General features: G+C 34.5%; 22 protein-coding genes, 5 tRNA genes and 1 rRNA gene. 7 read left to right on the forward strand and 21 right to left on the reverse strand.

Annotated elements, in window-relative coordinates; all coding sequences use genetic code 11:
* Positions 1 to 1,803 carry an alanine--tRNA ligase gene (locus tag PLD14_03545; GenBank protein HPR80270.1) on the reverse strand — a complete coding sequence of 601 codons (1,803 nt, stop codon included), beginning with the start codon at positions 1,801 to 1,803 and terminating at the stop codon, positions 1 to 3.
* 482 nt (positions 1,804 to 2,285) lie between these two features.
* On the opposite strand from PLD14_03545, the gene PLD14_03550 reads away from it, so the two are divergent.
* Both PLD14_03550 and PLD14_03555 read left to right on the forward strand, forming a co-directional pair.
* Positions 2,286 to 2,465 carry a hypothetical protein gene (locus PLD14_03550; protein ID HPR80271.1) on the forward strand — a complete coding sequence of 60 codons (180 nt, stop codon included), beginning with the start codon at positions 2,286 to 2,288 and terminating at the stop codon, positions 2,463 to 2,465.
* Positions 2,466 to 2,553: 88 nt separating this feature from the next.
* A complete protein-coding gene (locus tag PLD14_03555) occupies positions 2,554 to 2,901 on the forward strand; it encodes a hypothetical protein (GenBank protein HPR80272.1) in 348 nt (115 codons plus the stop codon).
* A 60-nt stretch (positions 2,902 to 2,961) separates the two neighbouring features.
* Here the strand turns inward: PLD14_03555 and PLD14_03560 are convergent, their stop codons facing one another.
* The 12 genes from PLD14_03560 to PLD14_03615 form a co-directional block, all read right to left on the reverse strand.
* Complete coding sequence (locus PLD14_03560) at positions 2,962 to 3,642, reverse strand: hypothetical protein (protein ID HPR80273.1); 681 nt, start codon at positions 3,640 to 3,642, stop codon at positions 2,962 to 2,964.
* A 134-nt stretch (positions 3,643 to 3,776) separates the two neighbouring features.
* Positions 3,777 to 5,138 carry a hypothetical protein gene (locus tag PLD14_03565; protein HPR80274.1) on the reverse strand — a complete coding sequence of 454 codons (1,362 nt, stop codon included), beginning with the start codon at positions 5,136 to 5,138 and terminating at the stop codon, positions 3,777 to 3,779.
* A 14-nt stretch (positions 5,139 to 5,152) separates the two neighbouring features.
* Positions 5,153 to 6,076, reverse strand: a complete 924-nt coding sequence (locus tag PLD14_03570) for a DUF475 domain-containing protein (GenBank protein ID HPR80275.1) — start codon at positions 6,074 to 6,076, stop codon at positions 5,153 to 5,155.
* Positions 6,077 to 6,152: 76 nt separating this feature from the next.
* Positions 6,153 to 6,225, reverse strand: a tRNA-Ala gene (locus tag PLD14_03575).
* An 18-nt stretch (positions 6,226 to 6,243) separates the two neighbouring features.
* Positions 6,244 to 6,317: transfer RNA gene (locus PLD14_03580), tRNA-Ile, on the reverse strand.
* A complete protein-coding gene (locus tag PLD14_03585; GenBank protein HPR80276.1) occupies positions 6,308 to 6,898 on the reverse strand; it encodes a class I SAM-dependent methyltransferase in 591 nt (196 codons plus the stop codon). The genes PLD14_03580 and PLD14_03585 overlap by 10 nt, the downstream gene beginning before the upstream one ends.
* Positions 6,899 to 7,027: 129 nt before the next feature.
* Positions 7,028 to 8,488: ribosomal RNA gene (locus PLD14_03590) — 16S ribosomal RNA — on the reverse strand.
* Positions 8,489 to 8,653: 165 nt separating this feature from the next.
* Positions 8,654 to 8,725 (reverse strand) — tRNA-Thr (locus PLD14_03595).
* Positions 8,726 to 8,731: 6 nt separating this feature from the next.
* Positions 8,732 to 9,091, reverse strand: a complete 360-nt coding sequence (locus PLD14_03600) for a hypothetical protein (protein HPR80277.1) — start codon at positions 9,089 to 9,091, stop codon at positions 8,732 to 8,734.
* Positions 9,081 to 9,668 carry a translation elongation factor Ts gene (locus PLD14_03605; protein ID HPR80278.1) on the reverse strand — a complete coding sequence of 196 codons (588 nt, stop codon included), beginning with the start codon at positions 9,666 to 9,668 and terminating at the stop codon, positions 9,081 to 9,083. Before PLD14_03605 ends, PLD14_03600 begins: the two co-directional genes overlap by 11 nt.
* Before the next feature lie 19 nt (positions 9,669 to 9,687).
* Positions 9,688 to 10,404 (reverse strand): 30S ribosomal protein S2, encoded by a 717-nt coding sequence (rpsB, locus tag PLD14_03610; GenBank protein ID HPR80279.1) that lies wholly within the window; start codon positions 10,402 to 10,404, stop codon positions 9,688 to 9,690.
* A gap of 422 nt (positions 10,405 to 10,826) precedes the next feature.
* Positions 10,827 to 11,699, reverse strand: coding sequence for a hypothetical protein (locus PLD14_03615; GenBank protein ID HPR80280.1), 873 nt, complete (start codon positions 11,697 to 11,699; stop codon positions 10,827 to 10,829).
* A 103-nt stretch (positions 11,700 to 11,802) separates the two neighbouring features.
* On the opposite strand from PLD14_03615, the gene rpmE reads away from it, so the two are divergent.
* From rpmE to PLD14_03640, 5 genes are all read left to right on the forward strand, one after another.
* On the forward strand, positions 11,803 to 12,012 hold the full coding sequence (rpmE, locus tag PLD14_03620; GenBank protein HPR80281.1) for a 50S ribosomal protein L31: 210 nt from the start codon (positions 11,803 to 11,805) through the stop codon (positions 12,010 to 12,012).
* A gap of 6 nt (positions 12,013 to 12,018) precedes the next feature.
* Complete coding sequence (locus PLD14_03625) at positions 12,019 to 12,765, forward strand: PCRF domain-containing protein (protein ID HPR80282.1); 747 nt, start codon at positions 12,019 to 12,021, stop codon at positions 12,763 to 12,765.
* 83 nt (positions 12,766 to 12,848) lie between these two features.
* Positions 12,849 to 12,922, forward strand: a tRNA-Ile gene (locus tag PLD14_03630).
* A 3-nt stretch (positions 12,923 to 12,925) separates the two neighbouring features.
* A tRNA-Asn gene (locus PLD14_03635) sits at positions 12,926 to 13,000 on the forward strand.
* 92 nt (positions 13,001 to 13,092) lie between these two features.
* Positions 13,093 to 13,416 carry a hypothetical protein gene (locus PLD14_03640; GenBank protein HPR80283.1) on the forward strand — a complete coding sequence of 108 codons (324 nt, stop codon included), beginning with the start codon at positions 13,093 to 13,095 and terminating at the stop codon, positions 13,414 to 13,416.
* A gap of 52 nt (positions 13,417 to 13,468) precedes the next feature.
* Here PLD14_03640 and PLD14_03645 read toward each other — a convergent pair whose 3' ends face one another.
* The 8 genes from PLD14_03645 to PLD14_03680 form a co-directional block, all read right to left on the reverse strand.
* Positions 13,469 to 14,989, reverse strand: coding sequence for a hypothetical protein (locus PLD14_03645; protein HPR80284.1), 1,521 nt, complete (start codon positions 14,987 to 14,989; stop codon positions 13,469 to 13,471).
* Between the two features lie 9 nt (positions 14,990 to 14,998).
* Positions 14,999 to 15,646 carry a 50S ribosomal protein L25 gene (locus PLD14_03650; protein ID HPR80285.1) on the reverse strand — a complete coding sequence of 216 codons (648 nt, stop codon included), beginning with the start codon at positions 15,644 to 15,646 and terminating at the stop codon, positions 14,999 to 15,001.
* 4 nt (positions 15,647 to 15,650) lie between these two features.
* Positions 15,651 to 16,124: a hypothetical protein gene (locus PLD14_03655; GenBank protein HPR80286.1), complete on the reverse strand. Its 474-nt coding sequence runs from the start codon at positions 16,122 to 16,124 to the stop codon at positions 15,651 to 15,653.
* Positions 16,125 to 16,175: 51 nt separating this feature from the next.
* The gene (locus tag PLD14_03660; GenBank protein HPR80287.1) at positions 16,176 to 17,168 is read right to left on the reverse strand and encodes a carbohydrate kinase family protein; all 993 of its coding nucleotides are present in this window, start codon (positions 17,166 to 17,168) and stop codon (positions 16,176 to 16,178) included.
* 1 nt (position 17,169) lies between these two features.
* Positions 17,170 to 19,545: a phosphoenolpyruvate synthase gene (gene ppsA, locus PLD14_03665; GenBank protein HPR80288.1), complete on the reverse strand. Its 2,376-nt coding sequence runs from the start codon at positions 19,543 to 19,545 to the stop codon at positions 17,170 to 17,172.
* 104 nt (positions 19,546 to 19,649) lie between these two features.
* Positions 19,650 to 20,978, reverse strand: a complete 1,329-nt coding sequence (locus PLD14_03670; protein ID HPR80289.1) for a CoA-binding protein — start codon at positions 20,976 to 20,978, stop codon at positions 19,650 to 19,652.
* Entirely contained in the window at positions 20,975 to 21,607 is a 633-nt protein-coding gene (locus PLD14_03675; protein ID HPR80290.1) for an acetate--CoA ligase family protein, read from the reverse strand. The genes PLD14_03670 and PLD14_03675 overlap by 4 nt, the downstream gene beginning before the upstream one ends.
* Positions 21,608 to 21,687: 80 nt before the next feature.
* A partial coding sequence (locus PLD14_03680) for a hypothetical protein (GenBank protein ID HPR80291.1) occupies positions 21,688 to 22,397 on the reverse strand: 710 nt, incomplete at its 5' end.

Below are 22,397 nucleotides of genomic sequence, written 5' to 3' on the forward strand. Positions count from 1 at the left end.
TTATTGGTTAAGGACTGCTTTAATTCTTCTTACCCCAGCACTAGAACTTTCTTCTTTGATTATCTTAAATGACTTCAACTGACTTGTTTTTTCTACATGAGGACCAGCACAAATTTCTTTAGAAAAAACCTCTTTACTATTTGGATCAAACATTGTCCAGACGTAAACCTTATCTGGATATTTTTCTTTAAAAAAAGCAATTGCTCCTGATTTTAATGCTTCATCTAAATTCATTTCTTCTTTTTTTATCTCCAAATCTTCTTTAATTTTCAAATTAACCAAGTCTTCGACTCTTTTAATTTCTTCAGGGGTCATCTTTTGATTATGTTTAAAATCAAATCTCAATCTTTCAGCATTAATATCCGAACCCATTTGTTGGACATGTTCCCCTAAAACGCTTCTTAAGGAAGAATGCAAAAGATGAGTAGCTGTATGTAATTTAGCTCCTTCTTCTCCCGCATCTTTGCCTACTCCTCCAAATTTCTTTTCAGCCCCAGACCTAGAAATACTCTGATGTTTTTCTAAAGCATTATTAAAATCATTAATATCAATACTAATTCCTTTTTCTGCTGCAATTTCTTGGGTTAACTCTAAAGGAAATCCATAGCTTTGGTATAAATCAAAAACTTCTTCTCCAGACAGTTCTTTTTTTGTTGAAAGCATCTTCTCTATTATTAATAATCCCTTTTCAAGAGTAGCTTCAAATTTATACTCCTCTTTTTTAATAGTTTCTATAATATCTTCCTTTCTTGTTAATATATTAAGATAAACATCTTTGTATTTATCAATAACGATATCAATTAAAGGAAGATAAAACTGAAATGGCAATCCTAACGTTTTTCCATATCTAATAACTCTTCTTAGTAATCTTCTTAAAATATATCCCTGGCCTAAATTAGATGGTTCTACTCCGTCAGCAATTACAAAAACTGAGCTACGGATATGATCAGCGATAATCCTAAAAGCTTTTTTATTTTCTAAATACTTATGCCCTGATATTTCTTCTAATTTAGAAATAAAATCAGCAAACAAATCTGTTTCATATGATGCGCTTTTTTGATTCAACAGCGATAGTAATCTTTCAAATCCGATTCCAGTATCAATATTTGTCTGAGACAATAATTCATACTCCCCCTTCTCATTTTTAAAGTATTGCATAAAAACGAGATTCCAAATTTCAACCACTCTTTTACAGTGTTCACAGTTTGGCCCGCAATCTGGCCTTCCACAGCCCAATTCTTCTCCTCGATCATAATGAATCTCAGAACAAGGACCACAAGGACCAGTATCAGAAACTGGACCCCAGAAATTATCTTTTTTAGAACATTCCTTTATTCTTTCCAATGGTATTCCATGTTTAAGCCAAATGTTAATAGCTTCTTCATCTCTTACAATACTATCTTCTCCTTTAAAAACAGTCACATAAATCTTTTTTTTATCTAATCCTAATTTATCAACTAAAAATTCCAAAGCATATTCAATTGCTCCCTCTTTAAAATATCCTTTTTCGTCTTGTCCAATAGACCAATTTCCCAACATTTCAAAAAAAGTATGATGAGTATCATCACCAATCTCCTCAATATCTCCAGTCCTAAAACACTTTTGACATGTTACCAAATGTCTTGAATTAAAATCTTTAACTGGGTCTTTCTTCCCTGATAAATACAAAGAAAACTGTTGCATTCCAGCAGTAGTAAATAAAACAGAAGGGTCAGTTGGTAAAAGAGGAGACGAAGGAATTACCTTGTGTCCCCTTTCCGCAAAAAAATCTAAAAAAAGTTTTCTTAATTCTTGAGATTCCATTAGATATAAAATAACAAATTAAAGGCTTCGGGTCAAATGTTGACTTAAAATAATAAAAAGGCTAAAGAATAAGTAGGTGATATTGTGAATCGGCTCCTTGAGAGAATTTTTATAGCAACAGCTCTCATTGCAGCTGTTTCTATCGCAACGTTAATTTTTACCGTTCTGGAGGGATTTCTTCTCTCCATAATCTTGCTCATTTTATTCTTTGCTATCGGAGGTCTGCCCGATGAATCTTGAAAAAACAGCGGATGTCATCTGGAAAATATTAGTTTTAATAATAGCTATCGTAGTCTGTTCCACATCTTATTTATTGTTCCGCACGGTTTCCGAACTTTTCGGAATCATTTGTGCAACCATTGTCGCATTTACTATTATCTACGATCGCTATTGCTAACGCGCACCATTATAACATGGTGCGCTATTACTTTCTTGACTTTTAATAATTAAGGAGGTAAAAAATAGATAGAAGGTTAACAACAATGATAGCAAGAATTCAACCAGCAGCCCCCCTTTCTATTGGAAAGGTAATGCTCGTAGTATTTCTTCTAGCGATAATGGTTTCAATAGGAATGACTATTCTTCAGAGATATCCAACTCTCGCAGATGGTTTCCTTGTCTTTATTGCTGGAATATTTACTGTGATGGTAATGAATCGTTGAACAACGCACCATTCAAATAGATGGTGCGTATCTCATTTGACTTTTAACAAATAAAGATGTTTAATAAAAAAAGCACAGGAGGTGCTATATGGAAAAGAATGTTGATAATGTTTCGTTTGACGTTTTTGGAGCATTCTTAATGCTAATAGGGATTGCTTCTTTTGTCTGCTACTTTTTCTTTAGAGACATAGCCGGATTCATTCTCGGATTTATTTATGGAATTGTCGGCATCGCTTTCGTTTATATATCTAAAAAAATAACCGAAAAAAAGATAATACTTTCCTCTATGTTGTTCATACTATCAGCAATCATCTCAATTCTTAACATTATTCCCGAAACCATTGCCGTAATATTAATACTCATTTGCGGCGCCGGTTCGTTATTCTTTGTTCTGAAGCCACCTGATGACAAAATTCAAAATAGCACTGTTACTTAACAGTGTCTTTTTTAAACAAAAACGCACCGAACAAACGGTGCGCCTTTTAATTTGAAACTACTATTTATCAGATACTTTCTTTCTCATATCCTCGATAAATCTAGCCGCAGCATCTCTTCCGCCTAAGCCAAAGGATAATCCCAAGGCTAAGGTTACGGTTCCAACAAATCCCATAATCAATACTTTAACAATTTCAGGAGTAACTCCTAATTGTAGCAATACTGCTAAACCAGCAAAAACATATATTGAAGCTTTAACTACTGACCCCAAGAAATTAACTGAGCTAACTCCCATTTTCTTAATTGAGACCTTGGCTAATTTTTCAATAATATCCGCAATAATGATTGCCACAACTAAAATAATAATAGCAACTAATAGGTTTGGCATCCAAGCAATGATTTTTGCTAGTAATCCAGCAAAAGCCACCCAACCCATAATGTCTGTTACAATCATTAAGAAAACTATAACAAGAATCCATTTGCAAACTGCTCCAATAAAGCTTGATGGCTCTACTTTAACGTCAGCATTAGACAAAGCTTCTTTCCAGCCAGTCTTTTCAAAAACGCTGTCGAATTTAAGCTTATTCAATATCTGAGCAATTAGTTTTCCAATCCAAATGGCTATAAACCAACCTAGAATGAAAATAACGATAGCAGCCAAGAGATTAGGAAGGAACAAAAGTATGTTCTCCCAAGCACCCTGCAAGGCTTGCGTGGTAATTAATGACCAGTCTTGTATCATATGTTTTTCCACCTTCTTACATTCCTTAAATCAAGAGAGATAAAAGAAACTCAGAACAAATGGACATTATTATACAATGATTATATCAATACCCCTAAAAGTAAGCAAATAAGTTATCAACAGACAGTTTGTCTCTATTTTAATTTAATCGAAGAAATAGTCCATATAGATCCTTCTCTTGGTACCGCCTGAATTACGCTAACTATATATGTTTTATTATTATGACTAATTTCATACTCATTTACCGATGAACTTGCTGCATGAGATATTAACTTTATCAATGAAATATCTGATTGCACAAAACCATATTGAAAAACATCTGCACGAACAACACTTTCCGGATCAAGTCGCCAAGGTTGGTGTCCTTGATCTACGGAACTTTGAAGATTTTGTAAGGATTGCTGGTCTATCTTAATATTCCCCGTCTTTATTTCATCAATAAATTTAAAAGTAGAAAGTATTTTATAGTATTCTTCTTCAGAACCACCATAATTTATCTTGATAATGTACGCAGTATTATTTTTTATAACCGCTGTTTCATGAACGACACCAGTATATCCTCCAGCAAAACCTTCATAACTCATTTCAATCGCTTTTTCGCCAGAAATCATTGTATCTTTCCATATTATCTTTAAATTAGCAGGAGCTAATCCCCTTAAAGATTCTTCCATACTAGATTTTAATTTTTCTAAAGGAGAAATTTCATCTTGATTAAACTCAATAAGAATGCTGTAAGCAGGAACAACCTTGGTTCCAATAATAACCTCCTCTACTCGGGTATTTGATTTAATTGCATCATAAAGAGAAGGATATTTTATTTCATATCCGTATTGATTATCTGTATAAGTCTTCCAATTAACCATTCCGTCTTTCTCTATAAATCTAAAAGAATCTAAAATACTCTGTCTTTCGGATGATATTTTGCTTTCCAATGAATCTAAATTAAATTGAAAAGTTACTACTAAATTATCTTTTCCAATATATACTTCTTTTATTGTCTTGCCATAATTATCTTCCATTATTTCTACGGCATTATAACCATTTACAGTAATCATTCTTGACGATTCCCAAATTTTAGGCCTCCCTTCAAGCAATTCTTTAAGGCGTGAGCTTGAAGAAAAATCAGAACTATCTATATATAATATTTGTTCAAAGCCATTTTTACCGATAATTTTGTACTTAATATTATAACTAGTATCTTTTATTACTTCGTATTCGGCAGGATATTTAAAACTAAAACCGTATTCTTCATCATTATAAGTCTTCCAATCAGCTGTTTCGTCTATTTTCACTTCTGGACATGCTGCGAATTCGCAATTCGGACCAGTTCGTCCGACCGATGAACCATCAGGACAAATCTTAGCATCCATAGTACAAACAGTTTGTTTTTGTAATTGTTTATTTATTAAATAATAACTAGTTCCTCCAACACCAGCTAAAAGTAAAACTATTAGAGTAATTATAATAGGAGCAAATCCTTTTTGATATTTATACATATTTATTAATTAAACTAATTTTTAATCTTCTTTAATTCTCTAACCGAAAAGAACATAAACAGTGCGAGTAAGCCAAGGGTGCATAAAGGAGCTATCCAGAAAGGATATTCATGGCCAAAACTTTCCAGAGTCATTATTACTCCTAATAATCCAATTGAATACATGGCTCCATTCTTTAAATATGCATATTTACTAATCTGATCTATTCCTTTAAGCGTTAATTGCCTAACGACAATAGCTCCTAACCCATTTCCAATAATAATCAAAGGAATCGACATAGTAAAAGCAAAAGCTCCGATTACTCCATCAATTGAGAAAGAAGCATCTAATACTTCTAAATATAGTATTTTACTCCAAGCACTCATATTTCCACTCATCAACTCCTTTTCTTTTTCTTCGGCATTCTTTTTAAACCCATCAGTGATAAAGAAGGCTGAAACTCCGATCGTTGCCGCTAAGGCTAAGATAGGATTAATTTGTACAGAAAAATAAACGATTAGGGTTGTAAAAATTGAAGCAATAGCATAGAACCAAACTCCTTGCTTGTGAACAAATCCTTCTACCCAGAAAGCATATTTCTTTTCCTCTAAAAACAACCAAGCTAAAAATACTAAAAATAAATAGGCACCTCCACCCAAAAGAAGTAATGGTTTTGAAGACTCAAGAGATTCAGCAACCATTCCATTACTAGAAGATGAAAAAGCTGAAGAAAATACTTGAATAATTGATAATGATGGATTACTTAACCAAACAATCAAAAAAGGCAAAAGTCCTCTCACCACAAAAACAGCAAAAATAATGCCCCAGAACAAAAATATTTTCCTAAACTTCTCTGGCATTGTCTTTAAGACATGAGCATTGATAATTGCATTATCAACACTGCTGATAATCTCAAAAACACAAAGTCCTAAAATTACTATTAATATTTCTAAAATCATATGAAATTATTATATCAAAAGATTAAAAATAAAAAAAGAGGCAAACAAAAAACATCCTCGCGGATGTCTTTCTTTGTGGACCGACGGGGACTCGAACCCCGAACCCCCTCATTGCAAATGAGGTGCTCTACCAATTGAGCCATCGGCCCTCATTAAATACGAATCTGTGGGTATGCCTGGACTCGAACCAGGGACCTCGTCATTATCAGTGACGCGCTCTAACCAGCTGAGCTACACACCCTTTTTTAAAATGTATAAATGTTCCTTCATTAATTTCATTCCTGAACACCTTTTTGAGTATATCACTTTCAACCCCATCTTTTCAAATATACTTTCCCATTCTTTTTTGGTGAAAAATTTCCCTTTGTTTGAATTATTCTGAAAAAAATAAGCAAACGATGTTCCGTGAAAATAACAGAACAATCTACTCAACAATCCTTCAGGAATATTTTCATACAAAATAATAATTCCTTTTGAAACTCTCTTAGCTTCTTTTAGCAGTTCTATTGGATTTTGACAATGGTGTAAAACAAAATTAATTAAGACTGCATCATATGAATTATCTTTCAAAAAAGAAAGATTGTTTCCATTATATCTTCTAAAAGGAATTTCTACTACTCGATTGTCAATAATATCTAATCCCAATACATCGGAATTAAAAAATCTCCCGAATTCTTTACCAATAATGCCTGAGCCGCAACCCAAATCAAGGAGTTGTGAATCTTCCTTGATAAAATTTAGGCAATCTTTGCACATTTCTTGACCAGCTTTTTCGTATTGTTTGCGAAAAAGACGATACTGAAAAGGTCCGATGCTTTTCATTTAGGATAATAGTTAGTTTCTTAGAGTTGTCCCGCTCAAGATAGTCTTTTGTTTAGGTAGAAAGACCAATACCTCATAATTAGTTCAGTGATCACTCAAGAACTAATTAAGGTCGTCAATTTGAAAAAAAATAAATGATCCACGAGCAGCTTCCGCTACCCGTGCCTTGTTACGACTTCGTCCCTCTTATTGAGCCTACCTTAGGTCCACTTACGCGGAACTTCGGGTATTCCCAACTCGCTTGACGTGACGGGCGGTGAGTACAAGACCCAGGGACATATTCACCGCAGCGTGGCTGATCTGCGGTTACTAGCGATTCCGGCTTCATGAGGTCGGGTTTCAGACCTCAATCCGAATTGAGAGACCGTTTGATAGGATTGGCTCCAGATTACTCTTTAGCTTCCCATTGTCGGCCCCATTGTACCACGTGTGCAGCCCAGGGCATCAAAAGGCCATGCTGATTTGGCGTCATCCTCACCTTCCTCCCGGTTGTCCCGGGCAGTCTCCTATGACACATGAAACATAGGACAAGGGTTGCGCAGGTTACCCCATTTAAGGGAGCAACTCAAGCCACCTGCTGACGACAACCATGCAGCACCTGGGGTAGTGTTCTTGTGGATGGGCTATAATTTCTTATAGCTTTCACTACCTTGTCAAGCCCTGGTAAGGTTCCTCGCTTACTGTCGAATTAAGCCACGTGATCCACCGCTTGTGTAGGTCCCCGTCTATTCCTTTGAGTTTTAGCCTTGCGGCCGTACTTCCCAGGCGGAATACTTAACGCGTTAGCTTCGCCACTGCAAGGGTCGACACTTGCAATAGCTAGTATTCATCGTTTAGGGCGTGGAATACAAGGGTATCTAATCCTTTTCTATCCCCACGCTTTCGTCTTTCAGTGTCAGGACTGTCCTAGTTGATTGCCTTCGCTTTTGGTGTTCCAATTAATATCAACGGATTTCACTCCTCCACTAATTGTTCCATCAACCCCTAACATCCTCTAGTTTACCAGTTTTCCCCGCTTCCCCAAGGTTGAGCCCTGGAACTTTAACGAAGAACTTAATAAACCACCTACAGACCCTTTACGCCCAATAAATCCGGATAACGCTTGGGGCACTCGTATTACCGCTACTGCTGGCACGAGTTTAGTCACCCCTTATTCCTGAGGTACCGTCAAAATTCTTCCCCCAGAAAAGTGGTTTACAATCCGAAGATCTTAATCCCACACGCGACGTCGCTCGATCAGGCTTGCGCCCATTGTCGAATATTCTCGACTGCTGCCTCCCGTAGGAGTATGGCCCGTGTCTCAGTGCCATTGTTGGCGGCCAAGCTCTCACTCCGCCTACCCGTCATCGCCTTGGTGAGCCATTACCTCACCAACTAGCTGATAGGACGCAGACCAATCTTTTACCGATAAATCTTTACCCTTGCGGGACTATCAGGAATTAGCCTGGATTTCTCCAGGTTGTGCCTGAGTAAAAGGTTTGTATCTACGTGTTACTAACCCATTCGCCACTGCCATATTGCTACGGCCGTTCGACTTGCATGCCTTATCCACGTCGCCAGCGTTCATCCTGAGCTAGGATCAAACTCTCAAAAAAAATTTAAAATTAGCGGAACAACTCTAAAAAACTTACTTAAAATTGTTGTCTAATATCCTACTAAAAATGATTGCTGAAAAATGCTTTATTAATTTATCAAACTACTGAGAACAAATAGAATCTTACCCTTTCTTTCATTAGTTGTCAACTATCAAATATGAGCCGGCAGACGGATTCGAACCCCCGACCTACTGTTTACAAAACAGTTGCTCTACCACTGAGCTATGCCGGCCAAAAACTATCCTTTTTTCTTCTTAACTGAAGCTTTAATCTCCTTCCAATAATTATCTAAACCTTTTGTTCTTTTTAATGATCTTTCTCTTAACTTTACTATCCAATCAGACATTTTCTTATCAATCTTCAGCGATAATATTCTAATCTTACTTAGTAATTTGTGTAATTTTGATTCTAAAGAATTTGATCTTTCTTTAATTACTTCTTTTGTTTTTTCTCTTATCTTCTTTTTTAATGCTTTTTTGAAAAAGATAGCTTCTGGTTCTGGCATTGCCTTTAATTGCGGAATTTTCTTAAAAATTAAAATTAACAAAGAAACAAAGCTAACAATTAAAATAATTAAAGCAATAATATCAAAATTCATATATTATGAATCTTTTAATGACAATATTCTCTCCTGTCTTTGCAATGTACTCATTTATCAAAACTTGAATTGTTTTTGTGTCATCCTTTATCCATAACTGATTTACTAAACAAATATCTTTCTTAAACTTATCCAATTTTCCCTTAATGATTCCTTCAACAATTTCGGCTGGTTTATTCATTCCTTTTACCTGTTCTTCAACCATTGTTCTTTCTTTTCCTATAATATCTTCAGGAATTTCTTCTTCTCTAACGTATGATGGTTTCATGCTTGCAATCTGTAAACAAATTTCATGGGCAAGGGTTTTAAAATCTTCTCCGCGAGCAACAAAATCAGTCTCGCAGTTTATCTCGAGCATAACTCCCAATCTTCCACTTGAATGAACATATGTATCGACAATTCCAGCACCAACCGCCCTTTCTGTCTTTTTTGCAGCTACGGCCTGTCCCCTCTTTTTTAAATATTCTTTAGCCTTATCAATTTGTCCTTCTGATTCTTCAAGAGCTTTTTTGCAGTCAGCCAAAGAAATGCCTGTTTCCTCCCTTAGTTGTTTAACTAAATCTATGTTTACTGCCATGTGTTTTAATAAATTAGATTTATTCGGCTTTTTTGCCGTTTAATACTTCCTCTATCTTATAGAGAACGTATTCTATAGATGTATAAGCATCATCGTTACCCGGAATAGGATAATCGATTAAATTTGGATTAATATTGGTGTCAGCCAAAGCAATAATTTTAATTCCACATTGTCTTGCTTCTTTTAAGGCTATTTCGTCTTTCATGACATCAACTATGAAAACTGCTTTAGGTAATTCTTCCATATTCTTCACACCATCAAACTTCAATCTCAATCTTTCTAGTTCCTTTAACATGGTCAATCTTTCCTTCTTAACGTACTTCTTTTCAAAATCAATTTCTTTCGTCTTTGCTTCTAATTCTTTAAAGTAATTAATTCTCTTTCTTATTTCTTTAAAATTAGTAAAGACTCCGCCAATCCATCTTTCAGTTACATATGGAGAATTACATTTAAGGGCAATATCTTTTACTAAATCTCTGACAGCAACTTTAGTCCCAACAAAAGCGACAGATTTTCCTTCACTCTTTAACTCTTTTAAAAAGTCCAAAGCCTCAGTCAATTTCTCTGCTGTCTTATCCAAATCAATAATATGAACTCTGTCTTTTTGCTTGGCGATATAGTCTTTCATTTTAGGATTCAATTTTGATTTATCGTGGCCATAGCCAAGACCAGCAGCGATCATATCGTCAACTGAAATATTGTATCCTATCTTTTTTTCTATTTTTGTTTCTTCCATAATGTTGGGACTGAATAAATCACATTCGCATAGTTGCGAAGTGACATAACTATCATATTTGTCTTAATTTTCTTATGGTTAATATATATCATGAGAAAAATAAAAAGGCAAGAGCCAAAATTAAAGACCCTAATTGTTAAGGGTCTGTGTTCAACATTCTGTACTTTTTGTCAAAATACTCTTCAAACTCTTTTAATAATTTAGAGAAATCGACTATCTCTTCGTTTGTTTCCATGGAGTCGATTAGTTTGAAAAAAAGTCTCTTTTTCTCTTCTGCGTTATCTTCGAGAAAACTAAGATAGGCATCTCTTGCTACTCTATAAGCATTGCTAAATACCATTGTTTCCCCCCTACTTATTCTAGAATAGAATAATATCACATACTTGTCAAGAGCCGCCAATCCTGTCCTATATTTTAATATATTAAGAGTTTACTTCAGTTGAACTAGATTTTTCTCCCATAATAATTCTTTGTAGTTCAACTGGAATTTTTTCTTGGTTAGGGTTACTCACTAAATCGTTAATCCTGGTTTTAAATGCTTCCTTTATTTTTTGATCGCTTAAAAAGCTAACATCCATTTCTAATTTACTAATAAAATTAGCTATACTGCTAAGGCTATCCCCGAAAGAAAGCCGAGCCAAAACTTCTTCTTTGACTGTTTCTTTCATAAAATCATCTGGAATATTGAATTTCTTCTGTAGAGAATTAGCTCCATTAACCAAGTCTTTCACGAAACGCATTTTAATTTCTGCTTTAACAGCACTATCCATAAAACTATCATCGATATTAAAAATTTTTTGGGTTTCTATCGCTTTATCAATATTGTCTAAAGATAATATACTTTGAATTCCAATTTCTACTGCTTTTTTTGCTTGCTCACTTTCTAAAAACTCCTTATTAATATTTAAATCTCCCAATGCCTCGTAAGCATTATCAATTTCTCCCTGAGATAACTTCAACGCTACCCTATCCTTTGCTAATTCAATAAATCTTTCATCATTTAAAAAATCTTCTCCGATCTTAAAATGATCCAACATGTATAAAATATCTTTATGGTTTATTTTTGTAAAATTATCCAATACATAACTCTCAACTATCTCTCTAACTTTATCCTCGCTAATATTATTTTTTTCTGCTATCTTTGTTGCATTATCTAAAAAACCATTTCTTAATTTTTCTTCAAAATCTTCTTCAAAACCATATTCATTTTCAAGGTTTTCTGCCTGCTTTTTCTGTTCTGTTCCCTCATTATTTAATTGCTCCCCTGGCTTAAAACTCATTGATTCAAAAAGCATGTTTTTTTATTTAATTTGTATTAACCAAATAATATCACGCTCTACTCTTGATTTCAAGCTAGTTTTTTGCTATACCTTAATTATTAAAAGGTAATTACGGAATATGAAAAAAGACATTCATCCAAAATACTTTGAAAATGCTAAGATTCGCTGCGCTTGCGGAAATGTTTTTGAAGTTGGTTCAACTATTGAAAACATGGAAGTGGAAATCTGTTCACAGTGTCATCCTTTCTATACAGGAAAAGAAAGAAGCTCTGACCAGGTAGGTAGAATCCAAAAATTCAAAGAAAGAGCTGCTAAAAAGAGAAAATAATCTTTTATGTCAGAAGAAAATCAAAAATATAATGCGGTGATTATGGAAATAAGGGCGGGCGTCGGAGGAGAAGAGGCCGCTCTTTTTGCATCTGACCTAGCAAGAATGTACACTAGATACGCTCAAACAAAAGGCTGGAAAGTCAATGTTTTAGATGAAAGCAAAACTGAAATCGGAGGAATTAAAGACATGACCTTAGAAATATCTGGCGATGATGTCTATTCCAAGTTTAAAAACGAAGCAGGAGTTCATCGAGTACAAAGAATTCCTTCGACTGAAAAGCAAGGCAGAATACATACCTCAACTGCCACGATTGCCGTCTTAGCTAAACCAACTGCCACTCAAATTAATATTAAACCACAGGATATAAGAAGCGAGTACTACAAAGCTTCTGGAGCGGGCGGACAATATGTTAATAAAAGAATGTCAGCGATAAGAATTATTCATATTCCAACTGGAGAAATAGTTACCTGTCAAACTGAAAGAAGCTTACAACAAAATAAAGAAAGTGCTCTTTCTGTCTTAGCAGCTAGATTATTAGCCAAACAAAAAGAAGATTTAGATAAACAAATGGGTGGGGCAAGAAAAGCACAAATTGGAACAGCGATGAGAGAGGAAAAAATGAGAACATATAATTTCCCTCAAGACAGAGTCACTGATCATAGGATAGGAAAAAACTTCCACGACATAGAATCAATAATGAGTGGAAAGATAGACAAGATGATTGATAAGGTTGCCGAAGAATTAAAATAAAAAGACAGAGTTAAAAGTTCTGTTTTTTTAATATTTCTTGACTTTTAATAAAATTTCGAGTAGATTATTTTTAGTAAATTAAAGGGTAGTTGGTCTAGTCGGCTATGATGTCTGCCTGATAAGCGGAATGTCCTGAGTTCGAATCTCAGACTACCCATTCGCCTTGGTAACTCAGAATGGTAAGAGTGGAAGAATGTTAATCTTCATGTCGCGGGTTCAATTCCTGTCCAAGGCGCTTCCTAAAATAAACAAGCATTGACTTGTTTTTCTTTTATTTATCACCTCTTGACATATATTTATATTAGTATATAATAGTAAATGATAAAAATGCAGGAAAAGAAAGAAGTATTAAAAGCGAGGGGGCTGAAAGCATCTTTCAACTCCTTCATGAATGCATACAAAAATGCACGACAGACTGTTGATGACGATCATCTTGGCACGAGAAACATTGCTAAGATAATCGAACCATGCGTAATAAAACACGCAGAAAATCCGCAATTCCCAGTAGAGGAATTGAGGGAAAATATCAACTGCCTACGAGAGGCTGTTGAAGACAGGAACGTACATAAAGTACACACCTGGCGAGAAAAAATCGAAAATCTTCTCTCCGAATGGGAAAATGTACCGGCACCGATAATCATCGGTTCCTAAGAGACATACTGAGCCACGAACACACCAAGTTGTTATAGTGGCTCTTCTTCATTTAGAAAATCAATCCCTGACAATAGTCAGACATTGAACCATTAACTGTATAATCATTAATACACCAAGCTCTAGTTGCTACACTTGAAGCATAGGCAGAAGAACCTCCGTAATACTTTGAAGCAGCCCTATACTCTCCTGCTTGCGTTCCCCCACCCAAGGCCTTTAAGTATAATCCAGCAGCTGTAAAAGCGTCTTGAATGTTCCATGGATCAGCATATGATTTTCCAGTTTGAGTTTTAACTTTTTCTTCGTATAAGCTCCATGTACTAGGAATAAATTGAGCTGGACCCATTGCTCCTCCAAAACCATAGGCTACGTATCCTGATTTTGCACAAGTAATTGCTCCCGATTCAGAAACAGATGCCTTGCAGTGATAAAGCTTGCTCCCATATTGAGAAACACAATCATTGATCCAGCAAGAGACTGGAGTTTTTTCCATTGTTCTTCCAGACTTATTAATAATTTCTAAAAATATTGGCAAGTCACGAGTAGGATGCATGATTCTTGAAATTAAACTTCCATTACTATACTTCCCTGCTCCAGTTTGAGCATTGGTAACATAGCATTGTCCAACGTTCCTTCCGATGGCCGACTCCTGACTAATGATAGCTAACAAAAATGCTGGCCTAACGCCAATAGCATCTCCTATTTGTTTTGCTAAAGCTAGCGCTTCCCCAAAAGTAGGAGCTTTCTGATCTTCAGTTAGACCAACCATTTGAACCAGTTTAGCTGCAATCTCTGCTGTTTTCTTGGTAATACTTTCTTTTTCTTTTAACTGTGCTTGATATTGAGCTTCAGTTAAAGTGTATAATTGATCTTTGGTTGCTTTTGTTGCTGCCGACTCCTTCTTTTGAACACTTTGTAATTCTAAAAGACTTTCTTTTTGACCCTTATCTTCTTCTAATGTTACTTTTTGATTTTCGAGAGTATCCTGTAATTTCTGAAAATTAGTTAAAAGTTCTTGATTTTTAACGTTTAATGTATCCAAATAAACAAGGTTGTCAAAAAAATCTGAAATAGTTTTGCTGGCAATTAAAACTTCGACAAAAGACTTCTTGTCTTCCTCGGCAACAGCCCTTAAAATTAATCCTATTTTTTCCTTTTGTATTTCTATTTCTTTTTCCGTTTCTGAAATCGAAGATGTTGTGTCAACTATCTGAAATCCCAAACTTTTAATTGAAAGGTTTGATTGATATATCTGATAATCCAAATCCTTTATCTTTTTTGTTAGAGTGGTAATTTGATTTTTTAAAGTATCTTTTTCGGCGCTAGTTTTAGTAATATCTGACTCAATCTCCTTCTTCTTCCCTTCAAAATATGTCTGACATTGATTTAATAAATTTTGACACTCAGAATCAGATATTGCATCACAAGCTGTTTTCCATCCCTCATTAGCACACATTTCATCTAAATTAGAAATGTCTACTGCTGATGCAAAAATAACAGGAAACAAAATTCCTGTTATCGCAAGAAACATTAATCCTTTCCAATTCTTAGTTTTAGAAAAACTAAAAAACATGAATAAAGTTTATTTTTCCTCTTCAGGAACTACTTCTTCCTCCTTTTTCGGAGCAGCTTGTTCTGGTTCTTTATTAACTTCTTCGATTGGTTTAGCTAACTCTTCTTCAACATCTTCAGGTTCAACAACTTGAACAATTATTTCCTCAGGATTTTCTACCTCAATAGTAACTCCAGCAGGAACCTTAATATCTTTAACTGTAATTGCATCTTCAAAGGTATTCAATGTCGATACGTCGATAACAATCTTGCTTGGTAAGTCTTTAGGAAGCGCTGAAACTGAAATTTCTTTCATGTTCATAATCAATGTTCCACCAAGCTTTAATGCTGGAGCTTCTCCGATTAATTCCAAAGGAACCTCGGTTTCAACCTCTTCTTTTAAGTTCGGCTGATAGAAATCGACATGGATTAATTCCTGAGTCAAAGGATTAACCTGTGTGTCATGGATTAAAACAGAATATTTTTTTCCATCTACTTCAAGATCAATTAAAGTTTCTCCAACATCTCTAAAAACTTTTTCAAAACTCTTTTTATCTATTTCTAAAGACATGTTCTCAACATCTGAACCATACAAAACTGCAGGAATTGAATCCGCACCATATCCTGCTCTAAAAGCAGTACCCTTTTTTTCTCTTATTTTTGCTATTAAACTTGTCATTTTATTAGTTTATTTCAAATTCATTTGAATATATTATCTTGTCGACTCTAAATTGTTCTCCGATAGCACAATCTATGCAAACTGGAATAGCTAATCGATGCACAGCAGGCTTTAAAAAAACTTCATTTGATACGATTATAAAAGCTTTTGATTGATTAGGATTAATGCATGTTTCAACAATGTCCTCCTTGTCACACTCAGAATAAGAATAACTATTCCAATTACTATTCTTCACTTGTATTTTGTACGGATAGCAAGCAGAAAAACATATTGTTTTATTCTCTTTATTCTCAATTTCCACTTTTATCTCGTCTGTCTGAGAATATTTGGTTTTTTCTGTAAAAGCTTTGACTATTTCAGCACTAGCGTTGTTATTGTTCTCTGTTTTATAATAAAAAAATACTCCAACAATAAAAACAGATACTAAAAAGACATAAGATAAAACCTTTATTATTTTAAGTCTTGTCTCTTTTTCCATATTATTTTCTTGAAACCAGTATATACTGTTTTTGAATTTTTGGCAATAAAGTTAAACGATTTTAGTTCTCTCCACTTTTATCTTCTCTCCTACTTTCTTTAAATCAATTCCCTCCTCTAATAATCCATTAATTGCCCCTCTTACCTTAATACAAGAGACTGAATTGGCGATTCCTAGGCGAATTGCCCACTCAATATCCATATTTGATTTAATTAAACCAGAAATAAAAGCTGAAGCAAAAGCATCTCCCGCTCCCGTCTTATCAACTACCTTAACTTTACATGATGTAGCCTCAAACAAAACGTCTTCTTCTAAGACTAAAACTCCTTCTGGACCTTTAGTCACAGCATTAATTCCTGGATGAATCCTATTTAATTCTCTCATTATTCCCATTTCATCCTTGCTGTCAATCCCAGTCAATAAAGAAGCTTCTTCTAGATTTAATAAAAGAACGTCTACTTTTTTTAATATCGGCTCAAGTTTTTCTTTACCTAAAATAATTTGAGAATTACCTAAGTTAATGGCTACTTTAATTTTATTTTTCTTAGCAAAATCAACAATGTCTTCAGTCAAAGAACTTAATTTTCCAGATAAAGGAGCCAGATAGAACCATGACGGAGACATGTCTCCCCAAAGTATTTCTTCCTTGTTAAGCATCTCTGATGCTCCGCGGTAAGCTAAAACCGTCCTCTCTTCCTCAGAAGTATTTAATATTATTGAATTATTAGTTGGTTTTTCATTTTTTTGAATAAACTCAGTGCCTATCCCCGCTTTTTCCATTTCAGCAATAATTTCTTTGCCGGGAATATCATCACCCACGGAACCACAATAAGCAACTTTAAATCCTTGCTTCTTGAAAGTAAAAGCTGTATTCATTCCTCCGCCGCCAAAACTAAAATACATATCATTGATATCAATCTTTGCTCCTAAATCAAAAGCTACTCCCAATCCAGAAGGAAGTTTATCGCTCTTTAAAGTATTCTTTTTATCTATCTTTAAAGAAATATCCCATGTTGCCGAACCAAATGTAATTATATCAAACATATTATTTTAATTTTCCTAAAGCTATTATTGTTTTTAAAACTGTGTCGCCATTTAAAGAAATGCTTTCAATTCCCTCGTTAACTAAGAATTCTGCAAAATCAGGATAATCAGATGGAGCTTGTCCGCATATTCCACAATACTTATCCTTTTCTTTGCAAGTCCTAATTACTTTCTTAATTAATTCCTTAACCGCTTCATTTTTTTCATTCCCAATATATGCAAGGCCTCCATTATCTCTATCCAATCCGAGCGTTAATTGAGTCAAATCATTTGAACCAATACTCATTCCATCAAAAACCTCCAAAAATTGATCAATTAAGATAACATTGGAAGGAATTTCACACATTACATATACAGGCATTTCTTCTTTCTTTAATCCAAACTCTCTAATTAATTCAACTACTTTCTTTCCTTCTTCGACTGTTCGGCAGAAAGGAACCATTACTGCCACGTTAGTCAAACCAAACTCTTCTCTGACTCTTTTAATAGCCTCACACTCCATTTTAAAAGCTGGCTGGAAGCTTGGATCAATATATCTGCAAGCACCCCTAAAACCAATCATTGGATTCGATTCCTCTCCTTCAAAAGGATTGCCTCCAATTAAATTTTTATATTCATTAGTTTTAAAATCAGAAAATCTGACAATTATTTTCTTAGGATAAAAAGCAGCCGCAATCTGAGCGATTCCTTCAGCTAGTTCATTAACAAAATATTCTTTCTTATCGTTATACTCCCTAGTTAATTCTTCGATGGCCTTTATCTCTGCTTCAGAAATCTTGATTTCTCCTTTTTTAATTTTATCATAGTTATACAAAGCTAAAGGATGAATTCTGACTTTTTCTGCAATAATAAACTCTTCTCTGGCCAATCCAACTCCATCATTAGGTAAAAATGAAGATTTAAAAGCCATATCTGGCGCTCCAATATTCAATGTTATTTTTGTTTTAAGCTGTGGGATTTCATCTAAATTATATTCCTTAACTGTAAAAGGAACATCACCCTCAAGGATTCTGCCCTTCGCTCCAGAACTGCAATCAACAGTTACCATCATTCCTGTTTTTAATTTTTGAGTCGCTTCTTTAGTTCCGACAATACAGGGAATCCCTAATTCTCTTGAAATAATAGCTGAATGACAAGTCTTTCCTCCTTCGTCGGTAATAACTGCAGCCGACATGGTTAAAATAGTATTCCAATCAGGATCAGTCATTTTAGTAACTAAAATTTCTCCTCTTTTGAAATCTTTCATTTTTTTAACATCGGTTATTACCCGCACTACTCCCTTACCAATCTTATCTCCAATACTGATGCCGGTTAATAATGGCTTCATTTCTTCATCAATTTTGTATTCTTGATAGGTATTTCCTTTTTTTGATTTCAAAGAATGGACTGTTTCAGGACGGGACTGAACAACATATAATTTTCCGTCTTTTCCGTCTTTAGCCCATTCAATATCCTGAGGACATTGATAGTGTTCTTCGATCAAGCATCCCCATTCAGCCAAAGTCAAAACTTCTTCATCGGTAAGTGAATATTTATCAAATTCTTCTTTAGTTGTTTTAACTTCCTTTATTCCACCACTCTCTCTATAAATATATTTACCGTCTTTTCTTCCTAATTCTTTATTAATAATCGCCTTATACCCCTGCTTCATGGTTGGTTTAAAAACAAAAAACTTATCAGGAGTAACTCTCCCCTTAACAATCATCTCTCCAATTCCCCAAATTGAATTGATTAAAACAACATTATTGAATCCGGTATCAGTATCAAGAGTAAACATAATTCCTGAAGAAGCTAAGTCACTCCTAATCATTTTTTGAACCACTACTGAAAGATAAACTGACAATTGAGGAAAACCTTTGTCTCTTCGGTAAGCAATGGCTCGATCGGTAAATAAAGAAGAAATACAATATTTAACAGCTTCGATAACATCTTTTTCTCCTTTAATATTTAGATATGATTCGTGTTGTCCAGCGAAAGATGCATCGGGCAAGTCTTCGGCGGTAGCCGAACTTCTTACAGCCACATCACAATTCTCTCCGTATTCATCACAAAGCTTCCTGTATCCTACTAATATTTCCTCCTTTAAATCTTTAGGAAATTTTCCGTTTAAAATTAATTCTCTTGATTTCTTTCCCGCTTTTTGTACATTTTCTAATTTATTTAAATCAAGACCGTCATATATCTTTTCTAATTTCTTATCAATTCCATTGAAAGATAAAAAATTCTTGTAAGCATCAGCCGTAGTAGCGAAACCATTAGGAATTCTGACTCCTTTTGTTGTTAATAAAGAATACATTTCACCAAGCGATGCATTCTTGCCTCCAACAATTCCTACGTCCTTCTTTCTTATTTCTGAAAAAAATAGTGTATTTGCCATTTTGTATTAAAATCCTCCAAAAAGATTTATTATGCTAATTATTAAAAACAGTATCACGAAAATGACATCCAGAATGAAAACTATTATATTCCCTTTTTCTTTGTTCATTTTTTTATCAAACTATTAATACTCTTAACTGCTCTTTTGACATCAGTATAGTTAGGTATCCTATTTGATTCTAAATATTCAATCGCTGAATTAACCGATTGTCCGCCCAAAAAACAACAAACAATTGGCTTAAGAGGATATTTATTTCTTAATTCTGTTATTATTTTAGCATTTTTTTCATGCTCTGTCATTAATTGTGGAGTAGAAATAACAATTAAACCATTAATATCATTCTGCTTGAGCAAACTTTCGATAGCAACTGCGTATCTGTCAGATAATGCATCACCCAATACGTCTAAAGGATTATTTTTGCTTACCACTTTTTCCATTACTTTGTTCTTTTCTAAAAATGAAATTGTTGTTTTGCTCAAACTAGGAATCTCAATCCCCATTTCAGAACAATAATCAACCGTTAAAACACCCAAACCTCCTCCATTAGTAACAATTCCAATTCCGTTCTCGCATTTTGGCAAGGAACTCAAAACAAGAGAAACATCAAACAACTCTTCTAGTGTATCAACTAAAATAACGCCTGATTGTTTCATTGCAGCTTGATAAACACTATAGTCTCCAGCCAATGTTCCAGTGTGAGTTCCAACCGCTTCTTTTCCTTTATCGCTTCTTCCTGATTTAATAGCAACAATTGGTTTGATTTTAGAAACTTCTTTAGCGATACGCATAAACTTACGCCCATCTTTTACTCCTTCAAAATAAATAGAAATTACTTTTGTTTCATTATCTGTTTTTAAATATTCAATAAAATCAGCTAAATCAATACCAGCTTCATTTCCGTAAGAAATAACTTTGGAAAATCCGAGTTTATTTTTATCAACAACTGAATCTAATAATGCTCCCGATTGAGAAAGAAAAGCAATATTCCCCTTTTTAGGGGTTATGGGAGCAAACGAAGCATTCAAATTGATTGAAGGATTGATTATTCCTAAACAATTAGGTCCAATTAAAGGAATTTTGTATTTTCTTGCAATATCCCTTATTTCTTCCTCTTCTTTTACGTTGCCAGCCTCTTTGAAACCAGAAGAAACAATAATGATTGTGCCCACTTTCTTTTCGCAACATTCAGAGACGATATTTTTAACTAGTTTTGATGGAACAGCAATAATAACCAAATCTATCTTATCTTTAATATCTAAAATAGTATCAAAACATTTTATTCCTAAAACTTCTTTCCTTTTTGGATTAACAAAATATATCTTTCTTAAATCTTTGCCTTCTAAAAGATTTTTAGCCAAGCCCAAACCAACCGTTTTTAACTCATCACTTGCTCCAATCAAAGCTATAGATTTAGGATTAAATATTTTTTTCATACAATTATTCTAAAATCAGCAATCAATACTTGCTTATCTGTAACTATAACTGGATTGAAATCAATTGATTGAATCTTTTCTTCTTTAAGAGAAAGATTAGAAAGATTGACTATTGTTTCGGCAATATTTATTAAATCAACTTTCTTCTTTCCTCTCGCTCCATTTAATATCTCAAATCCTTTTGTTTCCTTTATCATTTTGATTGCTTCTTCTCTGTCAATCGGAGCAATTCTAAAAGCAACGTCTTTAATTATTTCGATAAATATTCCTCCTAATCCAAACATTAGAACAGGACCAAATTGAGAATCTCTTTTCATGCCAATAGCAATTTCATTTCCAGAAACCATTTCCTGAACTAATACTCCTTCAATGTTCTTCCCTTTAATATTTTTTTCAATTTCATCCCAGGCAACACTAAATTCTTCCTCATTTTTAATATTTACCTTCACTCCCCCAACCTCAGACTTATGAAATATCTTTTGAGCGTGAATTTTTAACACAATCGGAAAGCCTATTTGTTTTGCAAACAATAATGCTTTTTCTTTTGAATTAAAAATCTCCGTTCTACAGAAAGGGAGCTTATATTTTAAGAGAATTTTTTTAGTTTCTTCAAAACTTAATATTTCCATGTTTTAATTTTACATTAAAATTGGAATTGCTGCAATAAAACAAAAGCCCGAGGATAAAACCTCGGGCGGAAAAATAAATCCTAAATACAACCACTATAACCGTTAACATTAACAAGACCATAAGGGACCAAATCAGCACCATTATCAATTAGAAATTGACAACTTGTTTGCGGTTCGGCATTTTTACACATTCCACAACCATCACATATAGACCAGTCAAGATACCCTCCGTGAGTTGTGCAATTAGCAAGCGTACGTCCAGCATAACCACAAGTATGATCAGGATGATAATTAGACGTATGAGAGGCAGAACAATTAACTGTGGCTCCTCCGTCTGATCCAGTGCATTGCCAGGTCCAAGGACCAACATTGTTGTCAGGTGATAAATTAATCATATTTCCGGAGACACACCAACTATAGTCTGAAAAATTCACTTTACTACTTCTTTCATGAGGTCCACAACTAAAAGGATTTATATTTGAATATGTATCAGGAAGTGTACATTCACCAGCAACAGCTGCTGGTCTAGAAGCAGAACAATTAGCCGTGGTTCCATCGTTAGATCCTGGGCATGTCCAAGTAATTGTCTGTCCTTGATTCGGGAAAGCAGGAGAAGCAGGAGTAGAAGCTCCAGCAGTAGTACAAATTGTATCAGAGCCGTAAGTAGTAACATTCCAAGCATAGGTCTTACTTCTAGTACCACAAACACCGTCCACTTTCTTATTAACAGTACAAGTTCCACTGGTTGCTCCTCCGTTTGTTGATGCACAAGTCCAAGTCCAGGGACCAG

The organism is Candidatus Pacearchaeota archaeon (genome assembly GCA_035404185.1).
Lineage (GTDB): Bacteria > Patescibacteriota > Minisyncoccia > Minisyncoccales > Minisyncoccaceae > UBA2211.

Coding starts and splice junctions, on each gene's coding strand:
- PLD14_03545 (HPR80270.1), bottom strand. CDS start 1,803: ATGGAATCTCAAGAATTAAGAAAACTTTTTTTAGATTTTTTTGCGGAA.
- PLD14_03550 (HPR80271.1), top strand. CDS start 2,286: ATGATAGCAAGAATTCAACCAGCAGCCCCCCTTTCTATTGGAAAGGTA.
- PLD14_03555 (HPR80272.1), top strand. CDS start 2,554: ATGGAAAAGAATGTTGATAATGTTTCGTTTGACGTTTTTGGAGCATTC.
- PLD14_03560 (HPR80273.1), bottom strand. CDS start 3,642: ATGATACAAGACTGGTCATTAATTACCACGCAAGCCTTGCAGGGTGCT.
- PLD14_03565 (HPR80274.1), bottom strand. CDS start 5,138: ATGTATAAATATCAAAAAGGATTTGCTCCTATTATAATTACTCTAATA.
- PLD14_03570 (HPR80275.1), bottom strand. CDS start 6,076: ATGATTTTAGAAATATTAATAGTAATTTTAGGACTTTGTGTTTTTGAG.
- PLD14_03585 (HPR80276.1), bottom strand. CDS start 6,898: ATGAAAAGCATCGGACCTTTTCAGTATCGTCTTTTTCGCAAACAATAC.
- PLD14_03600 (HPR80277.1), bottom strand. CDS start 9,091: ATGAATTTTGATATTATTGCTTTAATTATTTTAATTGTTAGCTTTGTT.
- PLD14_03605 (HPR80278.1), bottom strand. CDS start 9,668: ATGGCAGTAAACATAGATTTAGTTAAACAACTAAGGGAGGAAACAGGC.
- rpsB (HPR80279.1), bottom strand. CDS start 10,404: ATGGAAGAAACAAAAATAGAAAAAAAGATAGGATACAATATTTCAGTT.
- PLD14_03615 (HPR80280.1), bottom strand. CDS start 11,699: ATGCTTTTTGAATCAATGAGTTTTAAGCCAGGGGAGCAATTAAATAAT.
- rpmE (HPR80281.1), top strand. CDS start 11,803: ATGAAAAAAGACATTCATCCAAAATACTTTGAAAATGCTAAGATTCGC.
- PLD14_03625 (HPR80282.1), top strand. CDS start 12,019: ATGTCAGAAGAAAATCAAAAATATAATGCGGTGATTATGGAAATAAGG.
- PLD14_03640 (HPR80283.1), top strand. CDS start 13,093: ATGCAGGAAAAGAAAGAAGTATTAAAAGCGAGGGGGCTGAAAGCATCT.
- PLD14_03645 (HPR80284.1), bottom strand. CDS start 14,989: ATGTTTTTTAGTTTTTCTAAAACTAAGAATTGGAAAGGATTAATGTTT.
- PLD14_03650 (HPR80285.1), bottom strand. CDS start 15,646: ATGACAAGTTTAATAGCAAAAATAAGAGAAAAAAAGGGTACTGCTTTT.
- PLD14_03655 (HPR80286.1), bottom strand. CDS start 16,124: ATGGAAAAAGAGACAAGACTTAAAATAATAAAGGTTTTATCTTATGTC.
- PLD14_03660 (HPR80287.1), bottom strand. CDS start 17,168: ATGTTTGATATAATTACATTTGGTTCGGCAACATGGGATATTTCTTTA.
- ppsA (HPR80288.1), bottom strand. CDS start 19,545: ATGGCAAATACACTATTTTTTTCAGAAATAAGAAAGAAGGACGTAGGA.
- PLD14_03670 (HPR80289.1), bottom strand. CDS start 20,978: ATGAAAAAAATATTTAATCCTAAATCTATAGCTTTGATTGGAGCAAGT.
- PLD14_03675 (HPR80290.1), bottom strand. CDS start 21,607: ATGGAAATATTAAGTTTTGAAGAAACTAAAAAAATTCTCTTAAAATAT.